The following is an 18,648-nucleotide window of genomic DNA, read 5'->3' as shown; positions in this document are numbered from 1 at the left end:
AATATTACTTGATGAGCGTGAATCTTGCAAAAGGAGCCAATATGAAACTGGGATGGGGAAGTAAAAAGTTTACATTAGTCATAATTCCGGATGCGAACCGTTCCGTTCGCCAGTTTGAGATGCTGAATTCGATACCTTACATTGCTGCGACCGCTGTCTTTGTCCTGATTCTCGTTACTTTAGTACTATTTTTCTTTCAGGGACGAACAGCCGTTATCGCAGACCAATTGAAGGTCAAGATCGATAGTCAGGAACTGGTGTATACCCATACGGTGGAGGATAAGAATGAAACGATTGAGCAGCTTCAGAATGAAGTGATCAAGCTATCCCAGCAAACCTCGGAAATGAAAGCCAGAATCGATGATATTCGCAAAATGGAGGACGAGGTTCGTTCGATTACGGGTTCCACCAAAATAGTAGCAGCGGCTGAAGGCACAAACACCCTTGATAGTGCAATGGGGGGAATCAGTCATCCCGCTACGAATAACGATGTGAACGAGCTGCTCAGTCAAACCAAAACACAATTAAGCGATATGGATCTTGAACTGGCAGCCCTGCAGCAAAGTATTACCGATACGAAGCATAAAGCATTGGCTATTAAGGAGCAGCTTCGCGTGACGCCTAACATATGGCCTGTAGACAGCCATCGAATCACGTCAGGCTTTGGTTTGCGGCAGGACCCCTTTACACGTCGTCCGAGCTTTCACAGCGGCTACGATATTAGCGCACCTGCTAATTCAGAGGTTTCAGTCACAGCAGATGGTATCGTACGTATCACTGGCAGTGATTCAGAGAGAGGCAATCATATTGTGGTTGACCATTCGAATGGCTTGCAAACCATGTACATGCATCTTAATAAAATCCTCGTGCAAAAAAATGATTCGGTTCAAAAAGGACAGCTGATTGGACTTGTCGGATCAACAGGCAGAAGCACAGGCTACCATTTGCATTATGAGGTTTTACAGAATGGTGTCAGTGTCGATCCACTGCCTTATCTCAAATAATCCAGCCTGAAAGGGGAACGATGATGTTTAAAGGTAAGAAGCACGCGCACGGTATACATGCGACAGATACATTAATCGGTGAGGGAACCTTGTTTGAAGGCAGGATCAAGTCAGAGGCAAGCATCCGCATTGAAGGACAGGTAACCGGCGATGTGGATTGCGCAGGCGATGTGACCATTGGCGAGAAGGGCATCGTGAAGTCCAACGTGATTGCACGCAACGTCATTCTGGCTGGCACCGTCAATGGAAACGTCCTATGCAAAGGCAAGCTGACAATCCACGCCACCGGCAAGTTGTATGGGAACACGACAGCCCAATCACTCGTTATAGCGGAAGGCGGTTTGTTCCAGGGAATGAGCAAAATGGATAGTACCGAATCGAACTCTATAGAGATGTCTGCTCCTTCTAAACAGACGGAATCGGTCACAGCAGCACCTACCGTTATCACATGGCAATAGCTGATACAATAAAAGGATAAGCATACAGGGAAAATCCTGAATGCCTGTCTTTTTTTTGTTAAAAGTCGCGTGATGATTGAGTTTGAAGTATAATGTAGGCTAATGGTGAAATCGGATAGAGGCATGCACAAGAGGTATGTTTCAATTGATTACAAGGAGAGATTCGATGCTGGGTAAGTTTCAAATCAATAGGCGCAGTGTGCTCCTAACTTGGCTCCTATCTTATTTGGCAGTTTTATTGCTGCCTGTCTTGATGAGTGTAATCGTATACACGCAGTCAAGTAAGACACTGGAGAATGAAATCAACCAGGCGAATCAATCGCTGCTGAAGCAGGTTCGCGAGGTCATGGATAATCAATTCGAATCGATGGAGCGGTTGAACTTTGAATTAACCTGGAACGTCAGACTTCAACAATTCCTGTTTTCGGGTAAATATCAAATCTACCCCAATGAATTACTGTACGACCTGCATCAAATCACACAGGATTTGTTATTGTACAGAACGTCCTACTCGCTTATCGATCTGTTTTATATTTATATAGCCAATAGCAATCAGGTTCTCATGCCTGATGTTTACAGAGATGCTCCCTTTGCTTACAATTTGATCCATAAAAATGGCGTTTATAACTATGAGCAGTGGTTACAAATTGTTAATCAAAAAGAGTTCAAAGGCTTTATACCGATGTCCCGCATTGATGAGAGCGGCAACCTCCGTAATACAGTTGCCTATATCAGCACATATCGCAAGGAATCGGACAAGCCTGGAGCTACTAATGTAATCATGGTTGACCAGTCGCGTATTCTGCGTGCTATTGAAAACATAGAGCTATTTAACAAGGGACATGTGTTAATCCTCAATGAAGCCAACCAGGTATTGGTAACCAGCTCGAAGGAAAGCGTGAATTTGCTCAAGGATTTTCCTTTTGATAAGGAAATGCCTGAATCGAATATGTTTTTATGGGAAAAGGATGGACTTAATTACGAGGTCACTTATATTAAATCAGATCGTTCCAAGCTCAAATACTTATCGATTATCCCGAGCCAATTGTTTTGGGAAAAAGCCGAGCGGGTTCGGAATCTGACCTACATGAGTATTTTTATTAGTTTGCTTGGAGGAATTTCGTTAACATACGTGTTTCTACGCAAAAATTATAATCCGGTACGACGTCTTGTAACCGCTCTTTCCGGCAAAACCGAGCTGACTGGCGGTCAAGGCTATAATGAGTTTCGATTTATAGAGCAGGCCGTTGACCATACGTTGGTAGAAATGGCCAAAATTATGTCTGAACGTAAAAAACAATACCATATATTACGGTCCAATTTCGTTGGGCGGATGTTAAAAGGAAAGCTTAATGAACAAATTCCTGTTGATGAATCGTTGGCCACCTTTAATATGCAGTTTGCTACGGACGATTTTGCCGTTATTGTGCTTTATGTACAGGAAAGCGGCACTTTCCATGAGCGTATTCAGGAAATAGGCTCGACCGACCCGCAGCAGCTGATGCAATTTATTATTACCAATGTGATGGAGGAACTGGCAGCCCAGAACCATCAAGGCTATGTAACCGAAATGGAAGATTCGCTCGTCTGTCTTATTAATTTCTCTGCCAAGGATCCCGAGGGACGGATGGAAGAGCTGGTTCGCATCTCCAAGGACGCACAAGCATTCATTATGTCCAAGTATCATATTAGTTTGACCCTATCGATAAGTGGTATTCATAGCGGGATTAACGGAATTTCCCAAGCTTATTTGGAAGCGCTCGATGCTATGGAGTACAAGCTGGTTATGGGCAGCAAGGAAATTTTGTCCTATGAGGATATTCATCAGAATGCTGCTATGGAGGAAGCGGATACCGTCTATTATTACCCGCTCCAGGTAGAGCTGCAGCTGATTAATTACGTCAAAATCGGGGATTTCCCGATGGCTCGACAAACACTCGATGAGATCATTGAGCGCAATTTTAAACGATCATTCATGTCTGTGCCGCTTGGCCGATGTCTGATGCTCAATTTGGTCAGTACGATGATCAAAACGATCAGTGAGCTCGGATATATCGAGGACAGCCTGTTAATACGTAACCCAAGACGGATTGAAAAAAGGATCGAGCGGCTGGCGACCTGTGAAACGATTCAGGAAATGCAGGTTCAGATGACGGAGTTTTTGGAAAAGGTTTGTGAATATACGTCCAACAAACGTCAGCAAAATATTCAACAGTCCAAACAGAGGGTTATGGATGAACGAATCCAGCAAATTGTTAATTACATTAATGAGAGCTACACGGACCCGAACCTCAATATCTCGATGATCGGCAGTCACTTTGACATGAAGCCAGCTTACTTGTCCAAGCTGTTCAAGGACCACACCAATGAAGGTCTGTTGGATTCGATAAACAAGACCAGAGTGGCCCGAGCCAAGTCGATTTTAGATGAAGGCAGCCGAAATGTAAGCGATGTAGCAACCTCAGTAGGCTTTAATGATGTGAATGCATTTATCCGGACCTTTAAGAAATATGAAGGCATCACTCCCGGAAAATATAAGGAAATGAAGGAGGAATAGGCCGCTGCTAAGCGGTTTTTTCTTTTTATATTGATTATTTTGTATATCCAATTGTACTTTTTGTTGATTCGAATTCGTGTTTTTGCCGATAAAATTGGCACAATTTACGATTTCATTTTATGTAAGCGCCATCATATAATACGAGTATGGGAAACAGGTTATATACACAATCTCATGTTGAAGTCATTATTCGGTTCAGCCGAAATATTAGGGAGGTCTTCATACTATGAAGAGCAAAAAGAAAATCGTCTCCACTCTAGTAGTTACAGCCATGATGAGCACTGCAGCGATCGCTTGTTCGACACCCGCAGCCACACCTGCACCTGCACCTGCTGACACGAAAGCACCTGCCGCTGGAACACCTGCACCTGCTGCGACCGCAACAACGTATCCGATGAAGACGGACAAAACACTTTCTTATTGGATGGAGATGACGGGTAACCTGGTCGGCGTAAAAGCGACTCACCAGGATGTTCCTTTCTTTGCTGAATGGCAAAAAAGAACCGGTGTTCCATTAAAATTTATTGCACCTCCTGTTAACCAGGCCAAAGAAGCACTTAACGTTATGCTGGCTTCCGGAGATTTGCCGGACATGATTGAGTTCAACTTCTTTAAGGACTTCCCTGGCGGTCCGGAAAAAGCTATCAAAGACGGATACATTTTGAAGCTGAATGATTTGATTGATAAAAATGCGCCTAACCTGAAAAAATATTTGAAAGAGCATCCGGAAATCGACAAAATGGTCAAAACGGATAACGGCAGCTACTATGCATTCCCGTTCATTCGCGGAGATGATTCACTGATGGTGTATCAAGGCCCGATTGTTCGTCAGGATTGGCTGGATGAGCTTGGCCTGCCATTGCCGCAAACCATTGATGAATGGACAGCAATGCTGAAGGCTTTCAAAGAAAAGAAAGGTGCAGCAGCTCCTTTCACAGCAAGCGGCAAGCCTCGCGTATTTAATGAATTCAACAGTGGACATTTCATGGGAGCCTACGGGGTAACACGTGACTTCTATCTGGAAGGCGGACAGATTAAGTTTGGTCCTGCTGAAAAAGGTTATAAAGATTGGTTAGCCTTATTCCGTGGTTGGTATGAGCAAGGACTATTGGATAAGAACATTGCAACTGTTGATGCCAAAGCTTTTGATGCGAATATCGTATCGGGTGCATCCGGTGCCACTGTAGCTAATACGGGTGGCGGTATTGGAAAATGGCAGCCGCTTGTTGAAGCTAATAATCCTAAGGCGAAGCTGGTAGCTGCACCACAACCGGTCTTGAAAAAAGGCGATACACCGAAATTTGGTCAAAGAGATTTGCCGTTCTCCGTAAATGGCGGTATGGTAGCCATTTCAGCAACTTCCAAAAATGCAGAGCTGGCTGTTAAGCTGCTGGATTATGGCTATAGCGAGGCAGGTAATAAATACTTTAACTTTGGTCAAGAAGGCGTAAGCTACAATATGGTGAATGGTGTTCCAACCTATACGGATCTATTAATGAAAAATCCGGATAAACTGGCTCCTGCCCAAGCGATAGCTCTGTATACACGCGCTAACTACAGCGGTCCGTTCGTTCAGGATAAAAATTATATTCAACAATATTTAGCGCTTCCACAGCAAAAAGAAGCTCTTAGCATTTGGGCTAAAACCGATGTGGCTAAATATCAATTGCCGCCAATCACACCGACTCCAGAAGAAAGTACTGAAATGGCGAAGATTATGACCGATGTTAACACATTAGTCGATGAAATGACTTTAAAAATTATTTTGGGTGCCGAGCCTCTTGATGCATATGAAAAATATGTTGAAAAGCTGAAATCCGTTAAGCTGGATCGTGCTATCGAGATTCAAAAAGCTGCTTTGGATCGCTTCAACAAACGTTAATTTGCAAGATGGGAGGGCCTACAAGCCCTCCCACCCATTCAAATTATGAGCTAGAGACAAATAGGTGAGGAAGGAGGGGTATGAGATGGCCAAAACGATGCAGCTTGAAAAGTCACAATCGGTAAGAAAGTCAAATCCTACCTTTATGACTCGGTTTATCCGCGATTTTGTGTTGAACAAATATTTATATCTGATGATGGTTCCCGTCATCGCTTATTATGCCATTTTTCATTACACTCCTATGTATGGAGCTATAATTGCCTTTAAAGACTATACCCCGATGAAAGGTATTGTGGGCAGTCCTTGGGTTGGTTTGGCAAATTTTAATGACTTCTTTGGCAGTTATTACTTTTGGCGTATTTTGAAAAATACCGTTGTGATCAGCCTGTATTCTTTAATATTTGAATTTCCTGCTCCGATTATCCTTGCGGTTTTGATTAATGAGGTCCGCAATCAAATATTTAAACGAGTCGTTCAATCCATTACTTATATGCCTTATTTTATTTCGATGATTGTTATCTGTGGTATGATTAGTGATTTTACGAATTCGGATGGCGTTATTAACACGCTTTTGACGTATTTTGGCTATGATGGAAAAGCCATGCTGCAAAAGCCGGAACTATTTCGAAGTATCTATATTCTTTCTGAAATTTGGCAAAAGATCGGCTGGGAGTCGATTATCTATATTGCAGCGCTGATGGGTATTGATCAGGAGCAATATGAGGCAGCCCGTATGGATGGCGCAAGCCGTTGGAAGCAGATCCTTCATATTACACTGCCTGGTATTATGCCGACGATCGCCATCATGTTCATTCTGCGGATGGGGAACCTCCTCAACGTAGGTTTTGAGAAGATCATCCTGCTCTACAATCCGGTTACTTACGATACCGCTGATGTCATATCCTCCTTCGTGTACCGGAAAGGTTTGTTGGAGTTTGGATGGAGTTACAGCGCCGCGGTGGGCATATTTAATTCGGTGCTCAATCTGATACTGTTAATTACAGCGAATTACATTAGCCGCAAGGTGAACAATAGCAGCCTATGGTAAGGAAAGGAGAGATAGGGTTATGCCAAAGGATCAAGGTTTAATGGATAAATTATTGGATATCGGTATCCATGTTGGACTTGTGCTTTTAATGATATTTGCGCTCTATCCGATGCTGTATGTTGCTTTTGCATCCATCAGTGACGCAGGGCAGCTGATAGCACACAAAGGATTGCTGTTTAAACCGTTGGGATTCAGTGTTGAAGCTTATAAGAACGTTTTTAAGAATCCGGGCATTTTGATCGGATACCGCAACACCTTGTTTATTTTGGTAATGGGTGTCATTCTGAATCTGTTTATGACGGCTATGGGTGCGTATGTGCTCTCCCGTAAAAATGTAATGTGGAACAAGGTATTTATTATCATTATCGTGTTTACCATGTTTTTTAATGGCGGCTTGATTCCTTTGTACCTGACCGTTAAAAATGTTGGATTAATCAATTCACTATGGGCGACGATTATCCCTTTTGCAATCAGCACCTTTAATCTGATCATCATGCGTACGGCCTTTATGTCCGTGCCAGACAGTCTGGAAGAGTCGGCCAAGATTGACGGAGCCAATCACTTTACGATCCTGTTCAAAATCATTATTCCATTGTCCATGCCAGTTATTGCCGTTATGATTCTCTATTATGCGGTTGAGAAGTGGAATGGCTGGTTCTATGCATCTGTATTCCTGAAGGACCGCGAGCTGTTCCCGCTGCAGCTGACGCTGCGTGAAATATTGCTGGCCAATCAGACAGACAGCATGTCGGCAGGAGCGAGTGCCGGGGATCAGTTCCAGATTGGGGAAACGATCAAATATGCGACCATCATGGTAGCTACGATTCCAATTCTGTGCGTATATCCATTCGTACAAAAATATTTTGTTAAAGGTGTTATGGTAGGTGCATTAAAAGGCTAATAGACCATAATGGCCAAGAGCTTACACTGAAAAGTCGTTCTTACTCCTATTCGGAATAGGTGTAGGAACGACTTTTTGTTAATTCCAGTTCGGTAATAGTGAATATGATTGAAATATAATTCTTCTTTCTTCCCGATTTTTAAAAATGTGTGAGAGCTGGTTAGGTGTCTATCAATGTTTAGTATCTGTCGTTTCTTCAAGATTCGACTCTCATGTCGTCCTCACATTCTTAAAGCAAATGTCCGCCAGACACTTCAATGTCCTGGGCTGTAACCCAGCCGAAATCATCGGACAATAAGTTCACAATGACCTTCGCAAGATCTTCAGGTTGGCCGATTCTGCCAAATACAGATTGCTCAGCCAGCGGCTTGATGAATTCAGGATGTTTATCGAATGCTCCATCGCCAAAATTGCTGTGCGTAGGACCGGGAGAAACTGCGTTGACCCGAATTTTGCGAGGTGCAAGTTCTTTGGCGATATAGCGAGTCCAAGTTGAGAATGCTGCTTTTAACGAGCCGTAGGCGGAGTATCCTGGAAATGATTGGTTCTTGGATGAACTTGTGGTATTTACGATCGCTCCAGCATCATTCATGAATTGGACGAGGTGTTGTGTTAAAAAAACCGGTCCTTTAAAGTTCGTATTAAGAATTTTGTCGAAGTACTCTTCGCTCATCTCAGTTAACATCATTGGCCCACCAACACCGCCATTATTAACTAAGTAATCAAAAGTCGTTCTGTTCCAAATTTCTTTGAGGCTCTTTTTCACTTCTAGAACGAAACCTTCGAATGTTGATATTTGAGTTAGATCCAACTTCAGTGCTACAGCCCGAACTCCTTTATTCTTCTCAATTTCCTTAACGACAGCTTCTGCCCGGTCCTTATAGGTATTGTATGTGAGAATGACGCTAATTCCGCGCTTGCCAAACTCAAGAGCCGTCGCTTTTCCAATGCCATTACTTCCACCTGTTACGATTGCAATTTTCATAAGATCCTCCCTTTCTTGTGTTCGATCTGGATTTTATTTTAGTCGTTTCTGCTGAAATAATATAGATTTAATAATGCCTTTTAATTGCCTAAAACCACCATGTATGGTTTCGATAAACCTGGATTATCCCCTTTTTTATTATAAGAAGAGCCTAAAAATGCCGATGCATCTCAGAGTTGTGTTGAGGAGTAAGAAGTCATGTGATAAAATAAACGTATGGATAAAGTTTTAGATGAAATTATTGATCTAATGAAAGGTGCAGGCACTCGACCAATTGAAACCGGAGTACCGGGGCTAAGCATGATTAAGGGAGACATTCCCGCACATCAGCTCGCAGCGCTCTACGAGCCGATGATTGGTTTTACGGTTCAAGGAACAAAGATACTTTCAATCGGGGAGCGTAGCACTACCTTGGAAGGACCCTCGTATTACGTGGTACCGGTCCATGTTCCCGCAACGGCGAGTGTACATCCATACCGTGATGGCCGTCCTTACATGTCCCTTGGTCTAGAGTTGAATCAGAATGTTCTTCAGAGTTTATTAAGAGATCTTCCTGAAAATCTAATACCAACTGCTTCTGAGCATTTCGCAGCTTGTGAAATAGACATCGAATTTATGGAGGCATGGCTGCGCTTATTGCGATTAATGAATACATCAAGAGATATTCCAGCTCTTGCACCAGCTTATGAACGTGAAATCCTTTATCGCGTTCTGATGGGACCACAAGGATGGTATCTGAGGCAACTTGGTCTGCGGGAAAGTAATTTCTCTAAGATTTCTCAAATTGTAAAATGGTTTCGCGAAAATTTTATGGGGCCAATAGACATCGGTGAGATGGCATCAAAATCTGGTATGGCTATAAACACCTTTCACCGTCAGTTTAAACGTGCAACGGGTTTAAGTCCTATTCAATTTCAAAAGCAATTAAGGCTTTTGGAGGCTAGAAACCTCATTGCATTTGAGGGCTATGCAGTAGCCAGTGCCGCATATCAAGTTGGCTATCAGAGCCCCTCACAGTTTAATCGAGAGTACTCCCGCTTCTTTGGTTCATCTCCAGCTCGGGATACTGAGAATCTAAGACGAATCGAAAGCGCGAGGGATTAGATAGCTGGCATCTTTTTGGTACGCTCAAGGTATGTGGAGTGCGTGGTAAGGATATATCGGGAGGACAGAATTTAATAGTTTCTTTATTGAGCTGAGTCTATCGATCAGAATTTAAGGCTGAGAACTTCCTAAAGGAGGTTCTTTTTAGCATTTTTTGACTCGTTCATATACTAATTGGCGAATATTGGTATGATTATAGTAGTAAAACATTAGATTTTTTAAAGATGGGAGCGCATTTTCTTGATTGTTACTTACGATAGGCTTCCAATGCAATATAATGTTATATGGTGGCAAACAGCATCACATCTTAAATAGTCAAGCACTCATTTTGGGGTTGATCCTAAATATTTTCATTTATTTCTCTTGTATATGGATAATAAATCCATTAATATAAACTTGTTTAACTGAATATGAAAAATAAGTTAAAAAATAAAACTATTGCAATATGCCTTATTTCGATGTATTATACAAACATTAATAAAACGCTTTCATTACCAATACAGTTAGATTAAACCGGTTTAATCAAGGTGGTGATAATCACATATGGGTCAACATAAGATAAACTAAAAGGTTCTTAATCAATCTTATTAAACCGGTTTAATCACATACATATAGAGCATACCTGAATCTGTTTGCAATCATAGCCGCTTTTATTAAACCGGTTTAAGTTATCAGGGAGGTGAAGAACAGGAGTTAACCCGTTTCACCGCATTTTCAAAACAAAGGTTGAATTATGAGCTCAATATGGAGGGGATATTTTTGAAAAAAATCGGGTTGCTAATGGTTATGATATTAATGCTTGCGGTTGCTCTGGCTGCATGTGAAAGTGATCCCAATGCCAAGACATCAGTCGTTGTGACACCTGTTACTCCTGATAAAACGACTCCCGTTGTTCCTGCGAAGATAGAGGGTTACAGAGAGGCACCTATGCTCGCCAAGCTTACTGCTGCCTCAACTTTGAAAGCGGTTACTGAACGATTACCGGCCAAGGAAGATATCATGGTAGAAAAGGTTTTGGAGGAAACAGGTAAGTACGGCGGCGATTGGAAGCTGCCTTGGACAGGAGTCAATGATCGCTGGACGGTGGGTCAACCTACAGAGGAAGCGCTTTTCCGCTTTAACAAGGATGGCAGCGCAGTCGAACCTAACATTGCCAAAGGCTACGACGTCAATAAAGATTCAACGGAGTTCACCATTTACTTAAGAAAAGGTATGAAGTGGTCGGACGGGATGCCTTTTACAGCCGATGATGTCCTGTTCTATTGGGAGCATATGCTCACCAAAGAGACCTTCGGTAAAAAAATCTATGATGCTTATTACTCGGTTGATCCTGTGACGGGTGATAAGGCTTTAGCGACAGTGACCAAAATTGATGATTATAGCTTCAAGGTCGTTCATAAATATCCAAGCGTGCAGTTCCTGGAGCGTGTGGCGATTGACAACAAATGGTTTCAGGCTCCCGCACATTTTCAGAAGACTATTTTACCTGAATTCATAGGTCAGGAGAAGGCGCTTGAGATCGCCAAAAAATGGGGTTTCGAGGACGTCAAATCTTTCCTGGTGGCAACCGGTTATTATTACTGGGTTTACCCGCAAATTCCAACCTTAAGAGCATGGGTAGCGAAAAATGATCCCAATAGTGATCAATTTATTATGGAACGCAATCCGTATTTCTGGAAGGTCGACGGCGAAGGCAACCAGCTTCCTTATATGGACCGTATCGTAGCTACCAAGGTTCAGGACCCGGCACAAAGAATTCTCGGCACCTTGGCAGGCGATTATAATATTATCGATTTTGACTTTAAGGATTTCACGGTACTAAAAGAAAATGAGAAAAAAGCTGGCTTCAGAGTTATGAATTGGTCAACGCCAACCTGGTCAAGTGCGGGCATTCAGCTCAATCAGACGATTGCAGATCCGAATCTGCGCAAGCTGTTCCAGGATATCAAATTTAGAGAAGCGTTATCGGTTGCGGTAGACCGTAAAGAAATCTCTGAGATCGTTACGAATGGGTTAGGCGCTCCTATCCAGGCGTCGGTTCCCGAAGGCTTGGTTGGCTATCAAAAAGGCTGGGCAGATCAATGGAGCAAATTCGATCCGAAGCGCGCGAATGAACTATTGGATGGGCTTGGATTGACAAAACGTGATAAAAACAATTTCCGTCTCAATGAGGATGGATCGGATTTAACCATCACCGTTATTGAAGGCAGTACGAGCACCGCAGGTTTTCTGGAATTGGTCAAAAAATATTATGAAGCTGTAGGCATCAAGGTAGACCTTAAGGTTGTGGATACAGGAACCCATCAAGAGCTCAAATACTCGAATAAAATCCCCGCCACGACTGAAAACATTTCCTTGGTTAATGTATCCTTCCGGCCTGATACGCTTGTACCTCTAAGAGTCATCACTCCATGGTACGGTCAATATGGATTGTACAGCTCCTCGAATGGCAAAGAAGGAGTTAAGCCTGAGGGCGATGTTGCCTTGATTCTTGACTACTGGAATAAAGTGAAAGCATCGGCAACCAAAGAGGAAATCAATAAATGGAGTAATGAGATCATCAAGCTTCATCAAAAGAATCAGTGGGTTATTGGTTACGCAGGTCCGACACCTCGTCTGATCGTCGCTTCCAATAAAGTGGGAAATGTGCCTAAGGATTTGGTGTACTCGGATGAATTCCGCAGCATCGGCCATGGACACCCCTCACAGTTCTTTATCAAACAATAAGTCGAATGGTTAATCAACCGGCGGGGAAGTGATCTTCCCCCTTGTTGGTTTCAATGGCATCTTCGAATTAAGCGGAGAGGATAGGATCAGAGATGCTCCAATATATTTTAAGAAGAATTATCTTAGTCATACCCGTAGTGATTTTCATTTCCATTATCGTGTTCTACATCATTCAGCTTCCTGCCGGTGATTATGTATCTAATTATGCCGCCAAAATGGCTGTAGCCGGCGATGTAATGACACAGCAAGATATGGATGAAATGAGAGTAAGTCTGAAGTTGGATCAGCCCTGGTATATACAGTATCTTGTCTGGATGAAAAACATTATCCTGCATTTCGACTTTGGTTATTCCTTTAGCTATAACAAACCGGTTATGGCGGTTATCCAGCAATACATGGCGCTCACGATCATCGTTTCTCTGGTGACCATGGCGTTCACGTACGCAGTAGCGATTCCAATCGGCATTTATTGTGCAGTAAGGCAATATTCGATAGGCGATTATTTATATTCAGCCATTGGCTTTCTCGGTATGGCAACTCCCCATTTCCTGTTAGCAATTATCCTTATGTATCTGTCTTACGTGTATTTTGGAGATCCGCTGCTGGGACTTTTTTCAAGCGATTATGTTAATGCCGGGTGGTCCATGGGCAAGGTTCTTGATTTACTGAAGCATATGATTATTCCTGTTATTGTTATTGGTTTGGCTAATACCGCCGAGCTGATTCGTGTCATGAGAGGTCAAATGCTGGATGAGCTGAATAAGCCGAATGTAGTGACTGCCAGATCCAAAGGCTTATCGGAAACCAAAATCCTGCTTAAATACCCGACGCGTGCCGCGATGAATCCTATCGTCAGTACGATTGGTTGGTCACTCACTTCGATTTTCACAGGCTCCACCATAACGGCTATTGTACTGAATTTACCCATTCAGGGCCCTGTAATGTATAACGCTTTATTAGGTCAGGATATGTATTTGGCGGGAACCTGGCTATTGTTTATGGCCGTACTGACGGTCATTGGGACCTTGATTTCCGATATTTTATTGGCTTGGCTGGATCCAAAAATTCGCACAGAGTTCAGAGGTATGTAATATGAAAACAATCCCGATATTTGGAAGACAGAAAATAGCGCCGATCAAACCCGCGATCACTAACGACGTCTACTACAGCTCACAATGGCGACTTATGTATCTAAGGCTCAAGAAGCATAAGCTCGCGAGAATCAGTTTGTTTATTTTATCGTTATTTTATTTGGCCGCCATCTTCGCCCAGTTCATAGCGCCGTACGGCTTGCAGAGCTATGACAGCAAATATGTGAACGCGCCTCCTGTTAAAGTGAGCTTCTTAGATGCAGATGGCAAATTTCAATTTCGACCCTTTGTCAGCGAGTTGAAGTCAGCGAGGGACCCGGTTACACTACGCAAAATGTTTGTGCAGGATGACAAGGTGCGACACGCAGTCCGGTTTTTTGTACAGGGTGAAACTTATCAATTTCTAGGTCTGTTCTCAACGAATATTCACTTGTTTGGTGTAGATGAGCCGGGCCGCTTATTTCTATTTGGTACAGACGGGATGGGGCGCGATCTGTTGTCGCGTATCGTTCTGGGGAGTCAAATTTCATTAAGCATTCCTCTTATTGGAGTAGCGATTAGTTTTGTGCTCGGATTGCTAATTGGTGGAGTGTCGGGATATTTCGGTGGCTGGATTGATTCAGTCATTCAACGGGTTATCGAAATTATTCGCTCCTTTCCAACCTTACCACTATGGATGGCCCTATCGGCGGCAATTCCGCCACGCATACCGGTCGTCACGATGTATATCTATATCGTCATCATCTTCGCCTTTATCGGATGGACGGAGCTGGCGAGGGTTGCCAGAGGCAAGTTCATCTCCTTGAAAAATGAAGAGTATGTATTAGCAGCCAAAATAGCTGGCGTCAGTGATGCCAAAATCATTCTTAAGCATCTGTTGCCCGGTTTTATCAGTTATTTGGTTGTCGCAACGACTTTGGCCATACCGAGCATGATCCTGGGTGAGACAGCGATGAGCTTTCTTGGACTTGGTATCCGGTCACCCGCAACGAGCTGGGGAGTACTGCTTCAGGAAGCGCAGCAGATTGAAAATATCGCTTTATATCCGTGGAAATTAATACCTTTGGGCTTTGTTATTATCACCGTATTAACCTTTAATTTTTTGGGTGACGGATTACGTGATGCGGCGGACCCTTATAAGAGATAAGTGTGAAGAGCTCGAACCAGTTACCTATTTCAGTATAGTGAGGGGATATTATGGCATCACAAGCTTCTCAGGCTTCAATAGCTCCACAGGCTGAATCTGAACAACCCCTTCTCTCCGTTCAAGACCTCAAAATTTGCATTCAAATGGATAACGGGGAAATGAAAGCCGTAGATGGAGTCGACTTCGAAATAAAAAAAGGAAAAACGCTCGGTCTTGTAGGGGAATCCGGCTGTGGCAAAAGCTTGACCAGTAGAGCCATCATCAGCATCAATCCGAAAGAGTGTGAAACCACAGGCCAGATTGTGTATCACTCTACTTCCGAGAAGACGTTAAACAATTTGAATCTGTTATCCTTAGACCCGCGTGGCAAACAGATCCGTTCCATTCGCGGCAGAAAAATTGCAATGATTTTCCAAGAGCCGATGACAGCATTCTCGCCAATGTACACGATTGGCAATCAGATCATGGAATCGATATTGATCCACCGCACAAAGAATAAAAAAGAAGCCAAGAAAATAGCGCTCGAAATGTTAAGTAAAGTTGGAATTTCAGATCAGGAAAAGCGATTCGATCAATATCCGCATGAATTTTCCGGCGGCATGCGCCAGCGGGCGATGATTTCGATGGCCTTGTCCTGTAATCCGGAACTACTTATCGCGGATGAACCGACAACCGCATTGGATGTTACGATTCAAGCGCAGGTGCTGGAGCTTATGAAAGGACTACAGAAGGAGTTTGGGATGGCGATTTTGCTGGTGACCCATGATCTGGGCATCATTGCAGAAATGTGCGACGAGGTAGCGGTCATGTATTTGGGGAAAATCGTGGAGCAATCGACGGTCGATGAAATATTTTACAATCCGAAGCACCCTTATACGAAGGGCCTGCTCAAATCGATGCCCAAATTAGGCACAGACCGCAATAAACGGCTAGATTCAATCGAAGGCACGGTTCCGATGGCTATTAATTTGCCCCCTATGTGCGGTTTTTACGATCGCTGCACGGACCGGATTGAAGGCGTATGCAATGTGCAGGCGGTACCCAAAACCCAGCTATCCGACAATCATATGGTTAGATGCTTTCTGTACAAGGACAAGAATGAAGGAGAATAAATATGTCTAAACGTATCTTGGATGTAAATAATCTAAATAAGGATTTTCAAGTGAAATCCAAAACCAAGTTATTTAGTAAACCTTCTTACATTCGTGTGTTAAACAATGTTTCTTTTGAGCTGATGGAGGGAGAAACCTTAAGTATTGTGGGTGAATCCGGCTGTGGTAAAACGACCTTGGGCCGATGCATCGTAAGAGGAATGAATGCAAGCTCAGGCGAGGTGCTTTATCATACTGAGGGCGGAGAGCAGGTTAATTTTTTAGGGCTGCAGGGTAAGGAGTTCAAGAAGTACCGAAAAGATATTCAAATGATTTTTCAAGACCCGTACTCCTCGCTCAGTCCAAGAATGAGTGTGTATGATATTATTTCCGAGCCGTTGATTGCCAATTTCAAGCTGAGCAAAGCCGAGGTTGATGAGAAAGTCACGGAAATCGCACAAAAGACCGGGTTAAATGTCAGCTACCTCAAGCGTTATCCTCATGCGTTTTCCGGTGGGCAAAGACAGCGTATCGCGATTGCCAGGGCACTTGTTTCCAAGCCCAGACTCATTGTTTGCGATGAGGCGGTGTCGGCTTTGGACGTTTCGATTAAAGCGCAAATTATTAATCTATTGAAGGACCTTCAGCAACAGCTGCAGATCACGTATATTTTTATTTCACACGATTTGTCTATCGTTCAAAACATTTCCGACAGGGTAGCTGTGATGCATTTGGGTAAAATCGTGGAATTAGCGCCAGTGGATTCATTATTTGACCATCCCAAGCATCCTTATACCGAGGCGCTTCTATCGGCAGTGCCCGAGCCAGATCCACATCTGAAAAAAGATCGCATTATTCTCGAAGGCGAAGTTCCGAATCCAGCCAATCCTCCAAGCGGATGTCATTTTCATCCAAGGTGTGCTTATAAGACCGACAAGTGTATGCAGCAAGAGCCGGAGCTGCAGCTAGTCGGTGACCATCATTATGCTGCATGTCACTATGCTAACGAATTTACATTAAGGGGCGTAAACCATGAGTCACAAGACAAGTAATATTTCTGAGCACAAGAAATTAATTGTATTTCTGGATTGCGGAGATACCATCATTGATGAAGGCACCGAAATTCGGGACGATCACGATATCGTCATCCAGGCCAATGTCATTCCCGGAGCGGATGTGATGGTCAAGACGTTGGCCGAACGTGGCTATACACTTGCTATCGTAGCTGACGGTTACGCACAATCCTTCAAAAATATATTGACGGACAATGGATTATACGACTATTTTGCCACAATGGTATATTCGGAAACGGTTAAAGCGTACAAACCAAGCTCTCGGATGTTTAAAGCCGCGATCGGGGCCCTGGATCTTACTGAGCAGGATTGCTCACGCATTGTCATGGTAGGTAACAATCTGAGCCGCGATATTAAGGGTGCCAATGAAATGGGTATTACGAGCATCTTTCTGAGCTGGACACCGAGATACCCCAAATTACATACAGATGAGAGCGAGATACCCGATTATACGATCAGTGATCCGCTGGAATTGATTGATCTAGTGGAGAAGCTTAATCAACAATTAGGCTGAATTGATTTCTGAGGAGATGTTGATCAGATATGGCCAAAATTGATGATGTTGCAAGATTAGCGAAGGTGTCCAAGGGGACGGTATCGAATGTTTTTAGCCAAAAAAGACCTACAAGCAAGGAAGTCACAGAGCGGGTCATGAGTGTTTCCAGGAAATTAAATTACGTGCCTAATCATATTGCGCGCAGCTTGGTTACCAAAAAAACAATGGCTATCGGATTGACGATACCGCATGGCAGCTTCTTTTTCAACGCCTTTCATACGCAGTTCATCAACGCAGTAATATTGGAAGCTTCCTATTATGGATATAGAGTGCTGCTGGATATGATCCCTTTGCAGAAGGTGAAGACACCCTTTTTGTCGAGCTATCCGATTGATGGCGCTGTGGTTATGAGTCCTACAACAGATGATGAGCGGATTGATCTGATGCATCTCGGTCAAATTCCCTTTGTTACTGTCGGGAAAGTGATGAATGCCAATATTGATCATGCTGCAAGTGTAGATAACGATAATATGAAAATTATTACTAGCATATGCAACTATTTAATAGACAAGGGTCATCGCAATCTGATGTTTTTGAATGCAAATGAGCTGATGACCGTATCGATTGTAAGAACAGCGGGATTTATCCAGGCCATGCATGATCACCAGATCGAAGTGGAACCGCACATGATTCACCATAAGCCAGCGATATTGTCCAATGAATACATGGATTATGGATACGCCGAGACGATTCGTGTATTGGGAAAGCTCAAGAAACAAGTAACGGCCATTATTGCCGATGATGACCGAACGGCGTTTAGCGTGTTGAATGCTATCAAAGATCTGGGTTTAAGGGTACCTGAGGATATTTCACTATTCGTCATATGCGGAGATCTTTCGATGATGGTGCAATCCAACCCTTCCTTGTCGAGTATGGATTTGCAGCCCTCAGAGCTTGGGATTCAATCGGTCCGACTGTTAATGCACAAATTGGACGTGTTAAAAGGCGATTTTCCGGAAAATAAAATTATCGACAGCAAAATTATAGAAAGAGACTCTTGTTCAACGATTTAACGCTTACTATT

15 protein-coding genes are annotated in these 18,648 nt (G+C 43.3%); 14 read left to right on the top strand and 1 reads right to left on the bottom strand.

Annotated features, from left to right (window positions below):
* The first annotated feature begins 41 nt into the window (after positions 1–41).
* The 6 genes from OB236_RS15870 (at position 42) to OB236_RS15845 (ending at position 7,850) form a co-directional block, all read left to right on the top strand.
* On the top strand, positions 42–1,004 hold the full coding sequence (locus tag OB236_RS15870; protein ID WP_262684866.1) for a M23 family metallopeptidase: 963 nt from the start codon (positions 42–44) through the stop codon (positions 1,002–1,004).
* Positions 1,005–1,027: 23 nt separating this feature from the next.
* On the top strand, positions 1,028–1,462 hold the full coding sequence (locus tag OB236_RS15865; protein ID WP_256711382.1) for a bactofilin family protein: 435 nt from the start codon (positions 1,028–1,030) through the stop codon (positions 1,460–1,462).
* Between the two features lie 166 nt (positions 1,463–1,628).
* Entirely contained in the window at positions 1,629–4,019 is a 2,391-nt protein-coding gene (locus OB236_RS15860; protein ID WP_262684865.1) for a helix-turn-helix domain-containing protein, read from the top strand.
* 226 nt (positions 4,020–4,245) lie between these two features.
* Positions 4,246–5,901, top strand: coding sequence for a type 2 periplasmic-binding domain-containing protein (locus OB236_RS15855; RefSeq protein ID WP_262684864.1), 1,656 nt, complete (start codon positions 4,246–4,248; stop codon positions 5,899–5,901).
* 145 nt (positions 5,902–6,046) lie between these two features.
* Positions 6,047–6,949 (top strand): ABC transporter permease, encoded by a 903-nt coding sequence (locus OB236_RS15850; RefSeq protein ID WP_076233426.1) that lies wholly within the window; start codon positions 6,047–6,049, stop codon positions 6,947–6,949.
* A gap of 19 nt (positions 6,950–6,968) precedes the next feature.
* Positions 6,969–7,850, top strand: coding sequence for a carbohydrate ABC transporter permease (locus OB236_RS15845; RefSeq protein ID WP_262684863.1), 882 nt, complete (start codon positions 6,969–6,971; stop codon positions 7,848–7,850).
* 229 nt (positions 7,851–8,079) lie between these two features.
* On the opposite strand, the gene OB236_RS15840 is transcribed toward OB236_RS15845, so the two are convergent.
* Entirely contained in the window at positions 8,080–8,835 is a 756-nt protein-coding gene (locus tag OB236_RS15840; RefSeq protein ID WP_262684862.1) for an SDR family NAD(P)-dependent oxidoreductase, read from the bottom strand.
* 216 nt (positions 8,836–9,051) lie between these two features.
* Between OB236_RS15840 and OB236_RS15835 the strand changes: the two genes are divergently transcribed.
* From OB236_RS15835 to OB236_RS15800, 8 genes are all read left to right on the top strand, one after another.
* Positions 9,052–9,939, top strand: a complete 888-nt coding sequence (locus OB236_RS15835; protein WP_262684861.1) for an AraC family transcriptional regulator — start codon at positions 9,052–9,054, stop codon at positions 9,937–9,939.
* Between the two features lie 759 nt (positions 9,940–10,698).
* Positions 10,699–12,666 (top strand): ABC transporter substrate-binding protein, encoded by a 1,968-nt coding sequence (locus tag OB236_RS15830; RefSeq protein ID WP_262684860.1) that lies wholly within the window; start codon positions 10,699–10,701, stop codon positions 12,664–12,666.
* Positions 12,667–12,758: 92 nt separating this feature from the next.
* Complete coding sequence (locus OB236_RS15825; RefSeq protein ID WP_076233351.1) at positions 12,759–13,757, top strand: ABC transporter permease; 999 nt, start codon at positions 12,759–12,761, stop codon at positions 13,755–13,757.
* A 1-nt stretch (position 13,758) separates the two neighbouring features.
* Positions 13,759–14,904, top strand: a complete 1,146-nt coding sequence (locus OB236_RS15820; protein ID WP_262684859.1) for an ABC transporter permease — start codon at positions 13,759–13,761, stop codon at positions 14,902–14,904.
* 50 nt (positions 14,905–14,954) lie between these two features.
* A complete protein-coding gene (locus OB236_RS15815; protein ID WP_262684858.1) occupies positions 14,955–16,016 on the top strand; it encodes an ABC transporter ATP-binding protein in 1,062 nt (353 codons plus the stop codon).
* Between the two features lie 2 nt (positions 16,017–16,018).
* Entirely contained in the window at positions 16,019–17,047 is a 1,029-nt protein-coding gene (locus OB236_RS15810) for an ABC transporter ATP-binding protein (protein ID WP_076233353.1), read from the top strand.
* Complete coding sequence (locus OB236_RS15805) at positions 17,028–17,582, top strand: HAD family hydrolase (protein ID WP_076233354.1); 555 nt, start codon at positions 17,028–17,030, stop codon at positions 17,580–17,582. Before OB236_RS15810 ends, OB236_RS15805 begins: the two co-directional genes overlap by 20 nt.
* A gap of 29 nt (positions 17,583–17,611) precedes the next feature.
* Positions 17,612–18,637 carry a LacI family DNA-binding transcriptional regulator gene (locus tag OB236_RS15800; RefSeq protein ID WP_076233355.1) on the top strand — a complete coding sequence of 342 codons (1,026 nt, stop codon included), beginning with the start codon at positions 17,612–17,614 and terminating at the stop codon, positions 18,635–18,637.
* Positions 18,638–18,648: the final 11 nt, after the last annotated feature.

This window comes from Paenibacillus baimaensis (assembly GCF_025567575.1).
This window is presented reverse-complemented; position numbering and strand designations above follow the sequence as displayed.

Excerpts from the sequence above, each read along its gene's own strand:
- OB236_RS15870 (WP_262684866.1), top strand. The coding sequence starts at position 42 with ATGAAACTGGGATGGGGAAGTAAAAAGTTTACATTAGTCATAATTCCG.
- OB236_RS15865 (WP_256711382.1), top strand. The coding sequence starts at position 1,028 with ATGTTTAAAGGTAAGAAGCACGCGCACGGTATACATGCGACAGATACA.
- OB236_RS15860 (WP_262684865.1), top strand. The coding sequence starts at position 1,629 with ATGCTGGGTAAGTTTCAAATCAATAGGCGCAGTGTGCTCCTAACTTGG.
- OB236_RS15855 (WP_262684864.1), top strand. The coding sequence starts at position 4,246 with ATGAAGAGCAAAAAGAAAATCGTCTCCACTCTAGTAGTTACAGCCATG.
- OB236_RS15850 (WP_076233426.1), top strand. The coding sequence starts at position 6,047 with ATGACTCGGTTTATCCGCGATTTTGTGTTGAACAAATATTTATATCTG.
- OB236_RS15845 (WP_262684863.1), top strand. The coding sequence starts at position 6,969 with ATGCCAAAGGATCAAGGTTTAATGGATAAATTATTGGATATCGGTATC.
- OB236_RS15840 (WP_262684862.1), bottom strand. The coding sequence starts at position 8,835 with ATGAAAATTGCAATCGTAACAGGTGGAAGTAATGGCATTGGAAAAGCG.
- OB236_RS15835 (WP_262684861.1), top strand. The coding sequence starts at position 9,052 with ATGGATAAAGTTTTAGATGAAATTATTGATCTAATGAAAGGTGCAGGC.
- OB236_RS15825 (WP_076233351.1), top strand. The coding sequence starts at position 12,759 with ATGCTCCAATATATTTTAAGAAGAATTATCTTAGTCATACCCGTAGTG.
- OB236_RS15820 (WP_262684859.1), top strand. The coding sequence starts at position 13,759 with ATGAAAACAATCCCGATATTTGGAAGACAGAAAATAGCGCCGATCAAA.
- OB236_RS15815 (WP_262684858.1), top strand. The coding sequence starts at position 14,955 with ATGGCATCACAAGCTTCTCAGGCTTCAATAGCTCCACAGGCTGAATCT.
- OB236_RS15810 (WP_076233353.1), top strand. The coding sequence starts at position 16,019 with ATGTCTAAACGTATCTTGGATGTAAATAATCTAAATAAGGATTTTCAA.
- OB236_RS15805 (WP_076233354.1), top strand. The coding sequence starts at position 17,028 with ATGAGTCACAAGACAAGTAATATTTCTGAGCACAAGAAATTAATTGTA.
- OB236_RS15800 (WP_076233355.1), top strand. The coding sequence starts at position 17,612 with ATGGCCAAAATTGATGATGTTGCAAGATTAGCGAAGGTGTCCAAGGGG.